The organism is Novosphingobium percolationis (assembly GCF_020179425.1).
Classification (GTDB): Bacteria; Pseudomonadota; Alphaproteobacteria; order Sphingomonadales; family Sphingomonadaceae; genus Novosphingobium; species Novosphingobium percolationis.
The window spans coordinates 753,745-768,314 of record NZ_JAILYM010000002.1 but is presented as its reverse complement, the minus strand read 5'-3'; the positions used below and the strand labels follow the sequence as shown (position 1 = coordinate 768,314).

At 66.1% G+C, this 14,570-nt stretch carries 16 protein-coding genes; 2 read left to right on the top strand and 14 right to left on the bottom strand.

Translation table 11 applies throughout. The features are described from left to right. Window positions 1-6 precede the first annotated feature (6 nt). The 13 genes from nuoI to K3A84_RS08020 form a co-directional block, all read right to left on the bottom strand. The gene (gene nuoI / locus K3A84_RS08080) at window positions 7-492 is read right to left on the bottom strand and encodes an NADH-quinone oxidoreductase subunit NuoI (protein WP_225008806.1); all 486 of its coding nucleotides are present in this window, start codon (window positions 490-492) and stop codon (window positions 7-9) included. Continuing rightward, window positions 489-1,532, bottom strand: a complete 1,044-nt coding sequence (gene nuoH, locus K3A84_RS08075; RefSeq protein WP_225008805.1) for an NADH-quinone oxidoreductase subunit NuoH — start codon at window positions 1,530-1,532, stop codon at window positions 489-491. The genes nuoI and nuoH overlap by 4 nt, the downstream gene beginning before the upstream one ends. Beyond that, window positions 1,529-3,538: an NADH-quinone oxidoreductase subunit NuoG gene (gene nuoG, locus K3A84_RS08070; RefSeq protein ID WP_225008804.1), complete on the bottom strand. Its 2,010-nt coding sequence runs from the start codon at window positions 3,536-3,538 to the stop codon at window positions 1,529-1,531. The genes nuoH and nuoG overlap by 4 nt, the downstream gene beginning before the upstream one ends. Continuing rightward, window positions 3,538-4,833 (bottom strand): NADH-quinone oxidoreductase subunit NuoF, encoded by a 1,296-nt coding sequence (nuoF, locus tag K3A84_RS08065; RefSeq protein ID WP_225008803.1) that lies wholly within the window; start codon window positions 4,831-4,833, stop codon window positions 3,538-3,540. The genes nuoG and nuoF overlap by 1 nt, the downstream gene beginning before the upstream one ends. A 1-nt stretch (window position 4,834) precedes the next feature. Further along, the gene (locus tag K3A84_RS08060; RefSeq protein ID WP_225008802.1) at window positions 4,835-5,503 is read right to left on the bottom strand and encodes a complex I 24 kDa subunit family protein; all 669 of its coding nucleotides are present in this window, start codon (window positions 5,501-5,503) and stop codon (window positions 4,835-4,837) included. A gap of 6 nt (window positions 5,504-5,509) precedes the next feature. Further along, window positions 5,510-5,707, bottom strand: coding sequence for a hypothetical protein (locus K3A84_RS08055; protein ID WP_225008801.1), 198 nt, complete (start codon window positions 5,705-5,707; stop codon window positions 5,510-5,512). Further along, window positions 5,704-6,054 carry a nuclear transport factor 2 family protein gene (locus K3A84_RS08050; RefSeq protein ID WP_225008800.1) on the bottom strand — a complete coding sequence of 117 codons (351 nt, stop codon included), beginning with the start codon at window positions 6,052-6,054 and terminating at the stop codon, window positions 5,704-5,706. Before K3A84_RS08050 ends, K3A84_RS08055 begins: the two co-directional genes overlap by 4 nt. Then, window positions 6,051-7,262 carry an NADH-quinone oxidoreductase subunit D gene (locus K3A84_RS08045; protein WP_225008799.1) on the bottom strand — a complete coding sequence of 404 codons (1,212 nt, stop codon included), beginning with the start codon at window positions 7,260-7,262 and terminating at the stop codon, window positions 6,051-6,053. Before K3A84_RS08045 ends, K3A84_RS08050 begins: the two co-directional genes overlap by 4 nt. Further along, window positions 7,259-8,116 (bottom strand): NADH-quinone oxidoreductase subunit C, encoded by an 858-nt coding sequence (locus tag K3A84_RS08040; protein WP_225008798.1) that lies wholly within the window; start codon window positions 8,114-8,116, stop codon window positions 7,259-7,261. The genes K3A84_RS08045 and K3A84_RS08040 overlap by 4 nt, the downstream gene beginning before the upstream one ends. A gap of 13 nt (window positions 8,117-8,129) precedes the next feature. Continuing rightward, on the bottom strand, window positions 8,130-8,687 hold the full coding sequence (locus K3A84_RS08035; protein WP_225008797.1) for a NuoB/complex I 20 kDa subunit family protein: 558 nt from the start codon (window positions 8,685-8,687) through the stop codon (window positions 8,130-8,132). Then, on the bottom strand, window positions 8,684-9,070 hold the full coding sequence (locus K3A84_RS08030) for an NADH-quinone oxidoreductase subunit A (protein ID WP_225008796.1): 387 nt from the start codon (window positions 9,068-9,070) through the stop codon (window positions 8,684-8,686). The genes K3A84_RS08035 and K3A84_RS08030 overlap by 4 nt, the downstream gene beginning before the upstream one ends. Window positions 9,071-9,259: 189 nt before the next feature. Continuing rightward, entirely contained in the window at window positions 9,260-10,690 is a 1,431-nt protein-coding gene (locus K3A84_RS08025; protein ID WP_225008795.1) for a coniferyl aldehyde dehydrogenase, read from the bottom strand. 25 nt (window positions 10,691-10,715) lie between these two features. Beyond that, complete coding sequence (locus K3A84_RS08020; protein WP_225008794.1) at window positions 10,716-11,507, bottom strand: prepilin peptidase; 792 nt, start codon at window positions 11,505-11,507, stop codon at window positions 10,716-10,718. 130 nt (window positions 11,508-11,637) lie between these two features. Here K3A84_RS08020 and K3A84_RS08015 point away from each other — a divergent pair, with 130 nt between their 5' ends. After that, window positions 11,638-12,831 carry an acetyl-CoA C-acyltransferase gene (locus K3A84_RS08015; protein ID WP_225008793.1) on the top strand — a complete coding sequence of 398 codons (1,194 nt, stop codon included), beginning with the start codon at window positions 11,638-11,640 and terminating at the stop codon, window positions 12,829-12,831. Between the two features lie 74 nt (window positions 12,832-12,905). Here the strand turns inward: K3A84_RS08015 and K3A84_RS08010 are convergent, their stop codons facing one another. Further along, a complete protein-coding gene (locus K3A84_RS08010; protein WP_225008792.1) occupies window positions 12,906-13,391 on the bottom strand; it encodes an SH3 domain-containing protein in 486 nt (161 codons plus the stop codon). Between the two features lie 121 nt (window positions 13,392-13,512). Between K3A84_RS08010 and K3A84_RS08005 the strand changes: the two genes are divergently transcribed. Continuing rightward, entirely contained in the window at window positions 13,513-14,541 is a 1,029-nt protein-coding gene (locus tag K3A84_RS08005; RefSeq protein WP_225008791.1) for a 2-hydroxyacid dehydrogenase, read from the top strand. Window positions 14,542-14,570: the final 29 nt, after the last annotated feature.

The window sequence follows — 14,570 nt, the reverse complement described above, 5'->3', positions numbered from 1 at the left end:
GGCCCCTTACCGATACGCCGCATCGGCTTCAAGATTGGCAGCGATCGCGCGCTCCCACTTGTCCCCGTTCGCCAGCAGCTTGGCCTTGTCGTAGAGCAGTTCCTCGCGGCTTTCGGTCGCGAATTCGAAGTTTGGCCCCTCGACGATGGCATCCACCGGGCAGGCTTCCTGGCAGAAGCCGCAGTAGATGCACTTGGTCATGTCGATGTCGTAGCGCGTGGTGCGGCGGCTGCCGTCCTCACGCGGTTCGGCCTCGATCGTGATCGCCTGCGCCGGGCAGACCGCCTCGCACAGCTTGCACGCGATGCAGCGTTCTTCGCCGTTGGGATAACGGCGCAAGGCGTGCTCACCACGGAAGCGCGGGGACAGCGGGTTCTTTTCGAACGGGTAGTTGATCGTCGCCTTGGGCTTGAAGAAATACTTCAAGGTCAGCCAGTGCGCCTTCACGAACTCCCACAGGGTGAAGCTCTTGATGAGCTGTGCGGCGGTCATGCGAAGTGTCCGGTAGCCATGAGGTAGCCGCTGATCACGAATACGAACAGCAGCGAGACGGGCAGGAACACCTTCCAGCCCAGGCGCATCAGCTGGTCATAGCGATAGCGCGGAACCGTCGCCTTCACCCAGCTGAACACGAAGAAGAAGAACAGGATCTTGAGCAGCAGCCACACGAAGCCCGGCACCAAGTACAGCACCGGAATGTCGAGCGGCGGCAGCCAGCCCCCCCAGAACAGCGTGGCGTTGAGCGCGCACATCAGCAGCACGTTGGCGTATTCGCCCAGCCAGTAGAGCGCGAAGCTCATCGAAGAATATTCGGTCTGGTAGCCGGCGACGAGTTCGGATTCCGCCTCGGTCAGGTCGAACGGCGCGCGCGCGGTTTCGGCCATGCCCGAAATCAGGAACATCACCCACATCGGGAACAGCAGCGGGTTCGCGACGAAACCGTTGATGATCCAGACGTGATCCTTCTGCGCGTGGACGATGGCGTTCAGGTTGAACGATCCGGCCCACAGCACCACGCAGATCAGGATGAAGCCGATCGAGACTTCATACGAGATCATCTGCGCCGAAGCGCGCATGGCCGAGAAGAACGGGTACTTCGAGTTGGACGACCAGCCCGCGATCACCACGCCGTAAACGCCCAGCGACGAGATCGCGAGCACGTAGAGCAGGCCCACGTTGACATCGGCCAGCACCGCGCCCGAATTGAACGGGATCACCGCCCACGCCATCAGCGCCACCGTGAAGGTGATGATCGGCGCGATCAGGAACAGGCCCTTGTTCGCGGCGCTCGGAATGATGGTTTCCTGAAGGAAGACCTTCAACCCGTCCGCGAACGACTGCAGCAGCCCGAGCGGGCCGACCACGTTCGGACCACGGCGCAGCGCCATGGCCGCCCAGATCTTGCGGTCGGCATAGATGATCATCGCCACGCCGAGCATCAGCGGCAGCGCGATCAGCAGGATGCCGCAAATGGTGGAAATGCCCCAGGCCCATTCGTAGGACAGGCCAAGGCTTTGGAAGAACGCGGTCATTCTGCGGCCTCCGCTTGGGCTTCACCGTGGATCAGTTCCGCCGAGCAGCGCTGCAGCGTCGGGCTGGCGCGACCGATGGCGTTGGTGAGGTAGCGATCCTTGATCGGATACCCGGCGATCGCGCCTTCCGGCTTCACGCCCGCAGGCGCGGCCGGAAGCGCGCCGTAATCGGCAAGGCCTTCGGTGCCCAGCGCCGGAACGGCGGCAACCATCGCGGCGCGCAGCTGTTCGAAGCTGTCGAAGCCCACCGTCACGCCCAGCGCATCGGCCATCGCACGCAGGATGGTCCAGTCCTCGCGGGCCTCGCCCGGCGCGAACACGGCCTTTTCGCCATACTGCACGCGGCCTTCGGTGTTGACGTAAGTGCCGTCCTTTTCGCTGAAGGCGGCTGCCGGCAGGATCACGTCGGCAGCGTGCGCCGCCTTGTCACCGTGGTGGCCGATGTGGACGATCATGCTGTCTGCGAACTTGGTGAAGTCCACTTCGTCCGCACCGAGCGAGATCACCATCTTCGGCTTGGCCGCGATCAGGTCGGCAATGCCGCCCTTCTGCGCATAGCCGAGCATCAGCCCGCCCATGCGGCTCGCCGCCATGTGGACGACATTGAAGCCATTCCAGCCTTCGCGAACGATGTTGAAGCGTTCCGACAGCGCCAGCGCGGCTTCGCGGCCACCCTTGGCAAGCCCGGCCCCGCCCACGATCACCGCAGGCTTGGCGGCGCCTTCGAACGCGGCCACGACATCGGCGGGCAGATCGCCCAGCACGGCCAGATCGTCGCCGAGGAAGGTCGCCGGATAGGTCGGATCCCAGTGCGGGCCGACGATGAAGACCTTCGCGCCCTTCTTCACCGCCTTGCGCAGGCGGGTGTTGAGCAGCGGCGCCTCGTCGCGGACCATCGACCCGATGATCAGCACCGCGTCGGCCTCCTCGATCCCGGCAAGGGTCGAGTTGAAATTGACGGCGGCAAGGTTCGAGCAATCGTAGGCAAGCCCGGTCTGGCGGCCTTCGAGCAGGCTGGAACCCAGCGCGCCCGCGAGCGCCTTGGCGGCGAACATCGTCTCGCAATCGACCAGGTCGCCCGCAATCACCGCAACCGACGAGCCCGGATTGATCTTCGCCACGGCGTCAAACGCCTCGGCCCAGCTCGCGGCGACCAGCTTGCCGTCACGACGCAGCCACGGCTTGTCGAGGCGGCGGCGGGTCAGGCCATCCACCAGGAAGCGGCCACGGTCCGACAGCCATTCCTCGTTCACGTCATCGTTCACGCGCGGCAGGATGCGCAGCACTTCGCGGCCACGGCTGTCGAGCCGCACGTTCGAACCGATCGCGTCCGAAACGTCGATGGCGAGCGTCTTCTTCAGCTCCCACGGACGCGCTTCGAAGGCGTACGGCCCGCTGGTGAGCGCGCCGACCGGGCAGAGGTCGATCACGTTGGCCGACAGCTCGTGGGTCGCGGCCTTTTCCAGATAGGTCGTGATCTGCATGTTCTCGCCGCGATAAAGCGCGCCGATTTCATCGACACCCGCGACTTCCTCGCTGAAGCGCACGCAGCGGGTGCACTGGATGCACCGCGTCATCGTGGTCTTGATCAGCGGGCCCATGTACTTTTCGGTCACGGCGCGCTTGTGCTCGTGGAAGCGCGAGGTGCCGCGGCCATAGGCCACGGACTGGTCCTGAAGGTCACATTCGCCGCCCTGATCGCAGATCGGGCAGTCGAGCGGGTGGTTGATGAGAAGGAACTCCATCACCCCTTCGCGCGCCTTCTTGACCATCTCGGAATCCGTACGGATTTCCTGGCCTTCCGCCGCCGGAAGCGCGCACGAAGCCTGCGGCTTGGGCGGTCCGGGCTTCACTTCGACAAGGCACATCCGGCAGTTGCCGGCGATGCTCAGCCGCTCGTGATAGCAGAACCGCGGGATTTCCTTGCCGGCCAGCTCGCACGCCTGGAGGACGGTTGCGCCCACCGGGACTTCGAGTTCGACGCCGTCTACTTTGACCTTGGGCATTATTCAGCAGCCTCCCGGACGTCGCCCGCGCGTGTCGCGATGCGGCGTTCGATTTCGGGGCGGAAGTGGCGGATCAGGCCCTGGATCGGCCATGCGGCCGCGTCACCCAGTGCGCAGATGGTGTGGCCTTCGACCTGCTTGGTCACCTGCTGCAGCATGTCGATTTCCGACACGTCGGCATCGCCGGTGCGCAGGCGCTCCATCACGCGCCACATCCAGCCGGTGCCTTCGCGGCACGGGGTGCACTGGCCGCAGCTCTCGTGCTTGTAGAAGTACGACAGGCGGCTGATCGCGCGGACGATGTCGGTCGACTTGTCCATGACAATGACCGCAGCGGTGCCGAGGCCCGAACCGACCGCCTTCAGGCCGTCGAAGTCCATCGGCGCGTCCCAGATTTCCGCAGCCGGAACCAGCGGCACCGACGAACCGCCGGGGATCACCGCCAGCAGGTTGTCGCGCCCGCCGCGAATGCCACCGCAGTGCTTCTCGATCAGTTCGCTGAACGGGATCGACATCTCTTCTTCAACGACGCACGGCCGGTTCACGTGGCCGCTGATCTGGAAGAGCTTGGTGCCCTTGTTGTTCTCCCGCCCGAAGCTGGAGAACCACGCCGCGCCACGGCGCAGGATCGTCGGCGCAACCGCGATCGATTCGACGTTGTTGACCGTGGTCGGGCAGCCATAGAGGCCCGCGCCTGCCGGGAACGGCGGCTTCAGGCGGGGCTGGCCCTTCTTGCCTTCGAGGCTTTCGATCATCGCGGTTTCTTCGCCGCAGATGTAGGCGCCCGCGCCGCGATGGACGAAGACGTCGAAGTCATAGCCCGAACCGCAGGCGTTCTTGCCCAGCAGGCCCGCCGCATAGGCTTCGTCGCGCGCCGCGAACAGCGTCTCGGCCTCGCGGATGTATTCGCCGCGGATGTAGATGTAGGCCGCCCGCGCGCGCATGGCGAAGCCCGCTACCAGCGCGCCTTCGAGCAGCTTGTGCGGATCGTGGCGGATGATCTCGCGGTCCTTGCACGAACCCGGCTCGGATTCGTCGGCGTTGATCACGAGGAAGCTGGGACGGCCGTCCTTCGATTCCTTGGGCATGAACGACCACTTCATGCCGGTGGGGAAGCCCGCACCGCCACGGCCGCGAAGGCCTGAATCCTTCACTTCCTGAATGATCGCGTCCTGCCCGCGTTCGAGCAGCGCCTTGGTGTTGTCCCAATCCCCGCGCGCCTGCGCGGCCGGCAGGTTCCACGGCTGGTAGCCGTAGAGATTGGTGAAGATGCGGTCCTTGTCGTGAAGGGCCATCTTACCACTCCCCTCGATAGTCGTGGTTCTCGCCCACCATCGCGGTCAGCGTGGTCAGCACGCCCACCGGCTCCACCGTATGGCGGCCCGGCTCCTGCGTGCCCGCCTTGGGGCGGCGACCGGCGGCGAGTTCATCAAGGACGAACGTCACGCGCTCTGCGGTCAGATCCTCGTAGTTGTCGTCATTGATCTGCACCATCGGGGCCGAGGCGCAGTTGCCCATGCATTCGACCTCGGTCAGCGTGAACAGGCCATCCGCCGTGGTGTGGCCCTTCTTCATGCCCTTGGCCTTGCAGGCGGCCATGATCTCGTCCGACCCGCGCAGCATGCACGGCGTAGTGCCGCAGACCTGCACGTGGAAGCGGCCCACCGGCGCGATGTTGTACATCGTGTAGAACGTCGCGACTTCGAGCACGCGGATCACCGGCATCGAAAGCTGCGCGGCGATGAATTCCATAACCGGCAGCGGCAGCCAGCCTTGGGTCTGGGTTTCCGCGCCGACCTGACGCTGCGCCAGATCGAGCAGCGGCATCACCGCCGAGCGCTGGCGCCCTTCGGGATAGCGGGCAATGATGTCGCTCGCCTTGGCCGCGTTCTCGGGCGTCCAGGCGAAGTTGCCCCAGCGCGCGCGCAGTTCGGGGCTATCGGGTTCGGGATGACGGTCAGCCATAAATCCTCAGCGCTCCCCTGCCCGCTTGAACCAGAAGCTCTGGCCGAACAGGAAAAGCTCGAAACCGCCGATGGCGGCAATCATCATCGGCATCCAGTCGGGGGTATCGGCCCCGTTGGCGAGAGCCAGAAACCACACTGCGGCGAGCAGCAGCCCGGTCACGCAGGCAAGGATCGAAAGCTGGCGGGTGGGGTCCTGCTTCACCGGATGAACTCCACACGGGCGCACTTGTCGCCCTCGAAGGAATAGACGGCGATCACGTCGAACGGCTCTACCAGCGCCGACCCGTCGGTCGCCGGCCCGCGCGTAACGTGTTCGCGCATCAGCACGTAATTGCCGATGGCCTGCGCTTCCTTGATCTCGGCGTGGTTCTGCGGCCAGCGCGCGAACGCGGCGGCAAGACCCGAACGCGTGCCTTCCTTGCCTTCGCGCACCACGTCGCCGCGATAGTTCGCCTCGCAGGCGTCGTCGGTCATGTAGCTGACGTAGGTATCCACGTCCTGCGCATTGTAGGCGGCGATCATCGCCTTGGCGGTTTCAAGATTGCTCAACGGTCGCACTCCCCGAACACCACGTCGATCGCGCCGAGAATGGCGGTAGCATCCGGCAGCATGTGGCCCTTGCTCATGAAGTCCATCGCCTGAAGGTGCGAGAACGCGGTCGGGCGGATCTTGCAGCGGTACGGCTTGTTGCTGCCGTCGCTGACCAGATAGACGCCGAACTCGCCCTTGGGGCTTTCGGTCGCGACATAGACTTCGCCCGCCGGAACGTGGAAGCCCTCGGTGTAGAGCTTGAAGTGATGGATCAGCGATTCCATCGACTGCTTCATCTCGGCGCGCTTGGGCGGGCCGACCTTGCGGTCGGTCGTCATGATCGGGCCCTGCGGCATCTGCGCCAGGCACTGTTTCATGATCCGGGCCGACTGACGCACTTCTTCCACGCGCACCATGAAGCGGTCGTAGCAGTCCGAATTGGTGCCGACGGGAATGTCGAACTCCATCCGGTCATAGACGTCGTAGGGCTGGCTCTTGCGCAAGTCCCACGGGATGCCCGCCGCGCGGATCATCGGGCCGGAGAAGCCCCACGCCAGCGCGTCTTCCTTGCTCACCAGCGCGATGTCGACATTGCGCTGCTTGAAGATGCGGTTGTCGACGACGAGGCTCATCGCGTCCTCGAACAGCGGGAACAGGCGCGTGTCGATCCACTCGCCGATATCGACCAGCAGCTTTTCCGGCACGTCCTGGTGCACGCCGCCGGGGCGGAACCACGCCGAGTGCATGCGCGCGCCCGAAGCGCGTTCGAAGAAGTTGAGGCAGTCCTCGCGGATTTCGAACAGCCACAGGTTCGGCGTCATCGCGCCGACGTCCATGACGTGCGACCCCATGTTGAGCATGTGGTTGCAGATGCGGGTCAGCTCGGCGAACAGCACGCGCAGGTACTGGGCGCGCAGCGGAACTTCGAGGTTCAGCAGCTTCTCGATCGCAAGGACGTAGCTGTGCTCCATCCCCAGCGGCGAGCAGTAATCCAGCCGGTCGAAGTACGGCAGCGCCTGCAGGTAGGTCTTGTGCTCGATCAGCTTTTCGGTGCCGCGATGCAGCAGGCCGACGTGCGGATCGATGCGCTCGATGATCTCGCCATCAAGCTCCATCACCATGCGCAGCACGCCGTGCGCCGCCGGGTGCTGGGGCCCGAAGTTGATCGTGTAGTTGGTGATGACCTCGTCGCCGGTGGTCGGCGACTGTTCGAGTGCGAAGCTCATGCCTTGCCTCCATCGGCCTTATCGGCACCGGGGCGGCTCTCGGTCGGGGCCGGAGCTTCCGGAGCCTTGCCGCCGTCCTTTGGCGCCGCCGCTTCGGCGACGGGCTTCGCCGCCTCGGCATTCGCCTTTTCGCCCGCGCCGGTCTGGGCGGGCGTATCAGTGGTCTTGGGCGTATCGACCTTCGGCGCGCCGCCCGTGACGGGCGCGGCTGCGACCGGCGCAGGCGCGGGCGACGGCGGAACCGCCTTCTCATCGCCCGGCAGCACGTAATCCGCGCCTTCCCACGGGCTCATGAAGTCGAACTGGCGCAAGTCCTGCGCAAGCTCGACCGGCTCGTAGACCACGCGCTTGTCTTCCTCGGAATAGCGCAGCTCGACATAGCCGGTCAGCGGGAAGTCCTTGCGGAACGGGTGCCCTTCGAAGCCGTAGTCGGTCAGGATGCGGCGCAGGTCGGTGTTGCCGGCAAACAGAACGCCATACATGTCGTAGACTTCCCGCTCGTACCAGCCGGCGTTCGGCCACAGCGTGGTCACGGTCGGCACCGGAGTCGCCTCGTCGGTGGTCGTCTTGATGATCAGGCGCAGGTTGCGCGTCACCGACAGCAGGCAATAGACCACGTCGAAGCGGTCCGCGCGCGTCGGATAGTCGGCGCCCGCGATGTCCATCAGCTGCTGGAACTGGTGCTCGTCGCGAAGCGTGCGCAGCGCATCGGCGATGCCCTCGCGCGCGACGTTGATCACGATCTCGCCGTGTTCCTCGCGCGCGGCGACGACCTTGTCACCCAGCGCGGAGACCACTTCATCGAGCACGCCTTCGAACGAGGCATAGCGCGGGGCGGAGTGAAGAACTGCCATGGCCGTGCCTCCCTCAGCGTTCCAGCGTGCCGGCGCGGCGGATCTTCCGCTGCAACTGCATCACGCCATAGAGCAGCGCCTCGGCGGTCGGCGGGCAACCGGGGACATAGATGTCCACGGGCACGATGCGATCGCAGCCGCGCACCACCGAGTAGCTGTAGTGGTAATAGCCGCCGCCGTTGGCGCAGCTACCCATAGAGATCACGTACTTAGGGTCCGACATCTGGTCGTAGACCTTGCGCAGCGCCGGGGCCATCTTGTTGCACAGCGTGCCGGCCACGATCATCACGTCCGACTGGCGCGGAGAGGCGCGCGGTGCGACGCCGAAGCGCTCCATGTCATAGCGCGGCATGTTCACGTGGATCATTTCGACCGCGCAGCAGGCAAGGCCGAAGGTCATCCACCACAGCGAGCCGGTGCGGGCCCACTGGAAAAGTTCCTCGGTCGAGGTGACGAGGAAGCCCTTGTCGTTGACCTCGGCATTGAGGCTGTCGAAAAACGCCTGGTCCGGCGCCGTGACGGCACCCGGGTTGGCGGTGACGAGCGAAGAAGAAGTGGCCATGTTGCTCATTCCCAGTCCAGCGCGCCCTTCTTCCAGGCGTAGATGTAGCCGATCACCAGTTCGCCCAGGAACACCATCATCGTCAGCCACCCGGCCCAGCCGGTCTGCTTCAGGCTGACGGCCCAGGGGAACAGGAACGCGGCTTCGAGATCGAAGATGATGAACAGGATCGCGACGAGGTAGAAGCGCACGTCGAACTGGCTGCGCGGGTCTTCGAACGCGGGGAAGCCGCACTCGTATTCCGACAGCTTTTCGGCGTTCGGATTGTGCGCCCCGGTCAGCCGGGCAACGCCCATCGGCAGGAACACGAAAGCCGCCGAAAGGGCGAGCGCGATCCCGAGGAAAATCAGGATCGGAAGGTATTGTGCCAGAAGGGCGGTTTGATCGACCAAGGGCCTGACTCGCGTTGCAGGTGTTCAGGGCAATTGTTTGGACCGCGCCCTAGTCCCGCCGTGAGGCACGCGCAAGTGGGGTGCGCCGCAATATGCGCTCAAACCCGCAGCCTTTTAACCAATGCTCCACACGAAAAAGGCCGCTGCCCGCCGGGGCAACGGCCTTTCGCGAACCCATCGGATATCGTGCTACTTCATCTGCATCTTCAAGGTGCGCTGCGTCGCCGCGCCATAGGGCGGCTTCAGGCCCGCCAGCTTGGCAAGATCGATCTTCGGCTGACGATACACCGAGCGCCCGTGGCTGAACGTGCGGAAGCCCTCCACCCCGTGGTAGCTGCCCATGCCCGAAGGCCCCACCCCGCCGAACGGCAGGTCGTCGGCCGAAACGTGGAAGATCACGTCGTTGACGGTCACCCCGCCCGAGATCGTGCGCGTCAGCACCTGTTCGCGCTCGCCCTCGTCCTCGCCGAAGTAGTAGAGCCCCAGCGGGCGGTCGTGGTCGTTGATGTAATCGATCGCCTCGCCGATCCCGCGATAGGTCTTCACCGGCAGCACCGGGCCGAAGATCTCCTCCTGCATGACCCGCATCTGGTCGTTCACGCCGCGCAGGATCGTCAGCGGCATCTTGTTGCCATTGGTGCTGGCAAAGTCCTCGTTCGCCGGGTTGACGACCACGGCCTCTGCCCCCTTGTCCAGCGCATCGTCGATCAGCCCCTGCAACCGCTGGCGGTGCCGCGCATTGATCACCGAAGTATAATCGTCGTTGGCGAGCAGCGACGGATACATTGCCGAGACGCCATCGCGCACCGCGTCGATCGCGCGTGCCTCCAGTTCCTCGGGCACCAGCATGTAGTCGGGCGCAAGGCAGATCTGGCCGGCATTCATCATCTTGCCCAGCGCGATGCGTTCGGCCGCCCGCTTCAGGTCGGCGCTGCGCGAAACGATCGTCGGGCTCTTGCCGCCCAGTTCCAGCGTCACCGGCACCAGATTGTCCGCCGCCGCGTGCAGCACGTGCTTGCCGATATTCGTCGCACCTGTGAACAGCAGGTGGTCGAACGGCAGCGAGCAGAACGCCTGCGCCACGTCCGCCCCGCCCAGCACCACGGAAACTTCCTCGTCCGAGAAGTACTTGGGGAACAGTTCTGCCATCAATTCCGAAGTCTGCTCGGTGAACTCCGAGGGCTTGATCATCGCGCGGTTGCCCGCCGCAAAGCTCTGGATCAGCGGCCCCATCGTCAGCTGCACCGGGAAGTTCCACGGCGCGACGATGCCGATCACGCCCTTCGGCTCATACCGCACCTCGGCCTTGGCCCCCAGCAGGTTCAGAGGAAAGTTGACGTGCCGCTTTTCGGGTTTCGCCCACTTCTTGAGGTTCTTCTGGCAGTACCGCAGCAGGCTGACCGACGGCATGATATCGGTCATCATCGACTGTTCGTGGCTGCGATGGCCGAAGTCCTCGCTCATCGCGCGGGCAAAGGCCTCGCCGTGATCCTTCATCATGGCAAAGCAGCGCTCCAGCCGGTCGTTCCGCACGCTCAACGGCTCTGGCCGCGCGGCGGTGAAGGCCTTGCGCTGGCGCTCCAGCAGATCGAGCATCGGCTGCTTGCCCGTCACGTCCATGTCCTAGCTCCCCTCTATCTCGTTGTCAGACGCCCCCCGCCCACAGGAACAAGGGCCAGGCCGCGATGGCGAGGCAGGTTCCGAGCGGCAGGACGCTATCACCAGATAGTTTACGCCCAGCCAGAAAAAGCGCAAGCGCCGCCGCGAGGCCGACGAGGCTACCGCCCAGCACCGTGTGCACCACGCCCAGCGGCCCCAGCCACAGCCCGATCGCGCCCAGCAGCGGCGGGTCGCCCCCGCCCATGCCCTCGCGCCCGCGCGTGCGACGATAGAGCGTCGCCACCAGCCACAGCAGCGCAAAGCCCAGCCCGCCCCCCGCCAGCGCATTCAGCAAGGGCGCTCCATCCTGCAAGGCAAACGCCCGCGCCCCCGCCACCGCCAGCCCGCTCGCCGCCAGAGCGCCCGTCAGCACGCGCGGCAGCCACAAGTGCCGCGCATCGAGCAGCGCCAGCAGCAGCAGTTGCCAACCGAAGACCATCGCCGCCAGCACCGTGCCCGGCGGCGCAAGCAGCACCGAGGCCATGGCAATTCCCGCCGCCCCCAGTTCCGCCGCCATCTGCCACCAGCCGATGGGCGATCCGCAGGTGCGACACTTGCCCCGCTGCACCAGCCACGACAGCACCGGCACCAGTTCGATGACGGTCAGCGCCGTGCCGCAGGAATCGCAGGCCGACCGCCCCGTCACCACCGAGCGTCCGGCAGGCAGGCGCTCCAGCGTCGCGCCGAGAAAACTACCGACGATCGCGCCCAGCACGCCAGCCCCCGCCAGCAGCACGCCTGCGCCCTGCCCGCCTGTCTGCTCCAGCCCTGCGATCACTGCTCCCGCCCCTGCTTTGCCCCCGCCTGACGACGGACACCTGTCATTTGCAATTGTTGCGCCGCACCATTAGATCGGCGAACAATCGGCCTCCCGGCCGTATGTCCTAGCACAGCAAGGAACCCGCGCCATGGCCCAGTTCTCCGCCGCCGACCCGGTCGTCATCCTCTCCTATGCGCGCACGCCGATGGGCGGGATGCAGGGCGTTCTCGCCGATGTGTCGGCCACCGATCTCGGCGCCACCGCAGTCAAGGCGGCGGTCGAGCGCGCCGGCGTCGCCACCGATGATATCGAGCGCATCTACATGGGCTGCGTGTTGCCTGCCGGGCTCGGCCAGGCCCCCGCGCGCCAGGCCGCGATCAAGGCGGGCCTGCCCACGTCGGTCGAAGCCACCACCGTCAACAAGGTCTGCGGCTCGGGCATGATGACCGTGATGATGGCGGCCGAAGCCATCGCCAGCGGCAGTGCCGACGTAATCGTCGCGGGCGGCATGGAATCGATGACCAACGCGCCGTACCTGCTCAAGAAGCACCGCTCGGGCGCGCGCATCGGCCACGACACCGCTTATGACCACATGTTCCTCGACGGGCTCGAAGACGCCTACCAGGGCGGCGCGATGGGCACCTTCGCGCAGGCGACGGCGGACGAATACCAGCTCACCCGCGAAGTGCAGGACGAATACGCGATCGAATCGCTCGCCCGCGCGCAGGCGGCCATCGCCAACGGCGGCTTTGCCAGCGAAGTCGTGCCCGTCACGGTCAAGACCCGCAGCGGCGAAGTCGTCGTCGATACCGACGAACAGCCCGGCAAGGGCCGCCCGGACAAGATCCCCACCCTCAAGCCCGCCTTCGGCAAGGACGGCACCATCACCGCCGCCTCGTCCTCGTCGATCTCCGACGGCGCCGCCGCGCTCGTCCTGACGCGCGCCAGCCTCGCTGCGGAAAAGGGCCTCGCCCCCGTCGCCCGGGTCGTCGCCATCGACGCCCACGCGCAGGAACCGGCCAAGTTCACCACCGCCCCGGTCGATGCGATCCAGAAGGTGCTGGCCAAGGCAGGCTGGACCGTCGCCGACGTCGACCTGTTCGAAGTCAACGAAGCCTTCGCGTGCGTTGCCATGTTCGCGATGCATGATCTTGGAATCGGACGCGAAAAGATCAACGTCCACGGCGGCGCCACCGCGCTCGGCCACCCGCTCGGCGCCTCGGGCGCGCGCATCATCACCACGCTGATCGGCGCACTGAAGCACAAGGGCCTCACCAAGGGCGTGGCCAGCCTGTGCATCGGCGGCGGCGAAGCCACCGCCATCGCCATCGAACTGGTCTGACGGTCTAACCTCTCCCCTCCCGCTCGCGGGAGGGGTCGGGGGGTGGGCGCGCGACAGCGCCGCTTAAGCTTGCCTCAGGGCGCGCCCGCGCCCCACACCTTTTCCGCCTCGATGAAGCCCTTGCGCCCGTCGATGTCGGCCTTGCACCAGCCGTCCTCGCAATCGTCGATCTTCGCGACAACCCCCGGCGCGGCGCGCCACAACAGCTTGCCCGATCCGTCCTTGCTCTCGCGAATCGCGGCCTCTCCGCCCTTCACCATCCCGGTGTGGGTGCGCGTCAGGAACTGCGCCAGCATCCAGCCGCGCGCGCCATCGGGATCTTCGACCAGGCGCCAGCCGCCCATCACGCGCAGCACCCGCATCGGCAGGCCCTGCCGCACATAGACCCAGCTGATACGGTATTCGCGCCCCGGCCCCACGCGCAGATTCGCGGGCTGTTTGCGCAGCGACACCCAGTAGGGCACGCCGTCATCGTCTTCGGCATGGGCGGGCGCGCTCGCTGCCGTGAAGGACAGCGACAACCCCAGCACAAGCGGCAGCAGGGCCCTGAGCTTAGGCACGGTTGTGAAGTCTCCTTGCAAACCCGTCCGATACACCGCTTGTCCGATATGACAATGGCCTGCAACCGCAACCGTCACCGCTTGACCGCCGCTCGCCAAGCAGCCTAGCGATGGACCCACGATGAGCCAGCACGCCACTTCCGCCGACTACCGCCCTGCCCGCCGCGTCGAGGGCAAGCCCCGCGTCTTCGTCACGCGCCGCCTGCTGCCCGAAACCGAGGCGCGCATGGCAGAGCTGTTCGATGTCCGCCTCAACGGGGCGGACCTGCCGCTGACGCGCGCGCAACTGGCCGAGGCCCTGCAATGGGCGCACGCGCTGGTGCCGACCGTCACCGACGCGATCGACGCGGACCTGATCGCCGCCGCCGGGCCGCAATTCGGCCTCATCGCCAATTTCGGCGCAGGCACCGAGCATATCGACCTTGCCGCAGCCCGCGCGCGGAAAATCCCCGTCACCAACACGCCGGGCGTGTTCACCGACGATACCGCCGACATGACCATGGCGCTGATCATCTCGGTCACGCGCCGCCTCAACCACGGCGGGCGCGTGCTGCGGGCGGGCAACTGGGAGGGCTGGGCTCCCTCCACGCTCCTCGGCCACCGCATCGGCGGCAAGGTGCTGGGCATCGTCGGCATGGGCCGGATCGGCCAGGCCGTTGCCCACCGCGCGCGCGCTTTCGGCCTCTCGGTCGTTTACCACAACCGCCATCGCCTGCCCGAATCGCTCGAAACGATCTTCGGCGTCACGTGGGAGCCCGATCTCGATGCGCTGGTCGCGCAGTCGGACGTGCTCAGCCTGCACTGCCCCGCCAGCCCAGAAACCCGCCATATCATCGACGCCCGCCGCATCGCGCTGATGAAGCCCCACGCCACCATCATCAACACCGCGCGCGGCCAGCTGATCGAGGAGGAGGCGCTGATCGCCGCGCTCGTCGAAGGCCGCATCGGCGGCGCCGGGCTCGATGTGTTCGAACACGAGCCCTCGGTCGATCCCCGCCTGCTGTCGCACCACAACGTGGCGATCCTGCCGCACATGGGCAGCGCCACTTTCGAAGGCCGCCTCGCCTCGGGCGACAAGGTCATCGCCAACGTGCGCTTCTGGGCGGATGGCCACCGCCCGCCCGACCAAGTGCTCGAAGGCTGGGCCTGATCGGCGTGCCGGGCGGCAGCGCACAACAA

Coding starts and splice junctions, on each gene's coding strand:
- K3A84_RS08025 (WP_225008795.1), bottom strand. CDS start 10,690: ATGGACGTGACGGGCAAGCAGCCGATGCTCGATCTGCTGGAGCGCCAG.
- nuoH (WP_225008805.1), bottom strand. CDS start 1,532: ATGACCGCGTTCTTCCAAAGCCTTGGCCTGTCCTACGAATGGGCCTGG.
- K3A84_RS08040 (WP_225008798.1), bottom strand. CDS start 8,116: ATGGCAGTTCTTCACTCCGCCCCGCGCTATGCCTCGTTCGAAGGCGTG.
- K3A84_RS08005 (WP_225008791.1), top strand. CDS start 13,513: ATGAGCCAGCACGCCACTTCCGCCGACTACCGCCCTGCCCGCCGCGTC.
- nuoI (WP_225008806.1), bottom strand. CDS start 492: ATGACCGCCGCACAGCTCATCAAGAGCTTCACCCTGTGGGAGTTCGTG.
- nuoF (WP_225008803.1), bottom strand. CDS start 4,833: ATGGCCCTTCACGACAAGGACCGCATCTTCACCAATCTCTACGGCTAC.
- K3A84_RS08045 (WP_225008799.1), bottom strand. CDS start 7,262: ATGAGCTTCGCACTCGAACAGTCGCCGACCACCGGCGACGAGGTCATC.
- nuoG (WP_225008804.1), bottom strand. CDS start 3,538: ATGCCCAAGGTCAAAGTAGACGGCGTCGAACTCGAAGTCCCGGTGGGC.
- K3A84_RS08035 (WP_225008797.1), bottom strand. CDS start 8,687: ATGAGCAACATGGCCACTTCTTCTTCGCTCGTCACCGCCAACCCGGGT.
- K3A84_RS08015 (WP_225008793.1), top strand. CDS start 11,638: ATGGCCCAGTTCTCCGCCGCCGACCCGGTCGTCATCCTCTCCTATGCG.
- K3A84_RS08060 (WP_225008802.1), bottom strand. CDS start 5,503: ATGGCTGACCGTCATCCCGAACCCGATAGCCCCGAACTGCGCGCGCGC.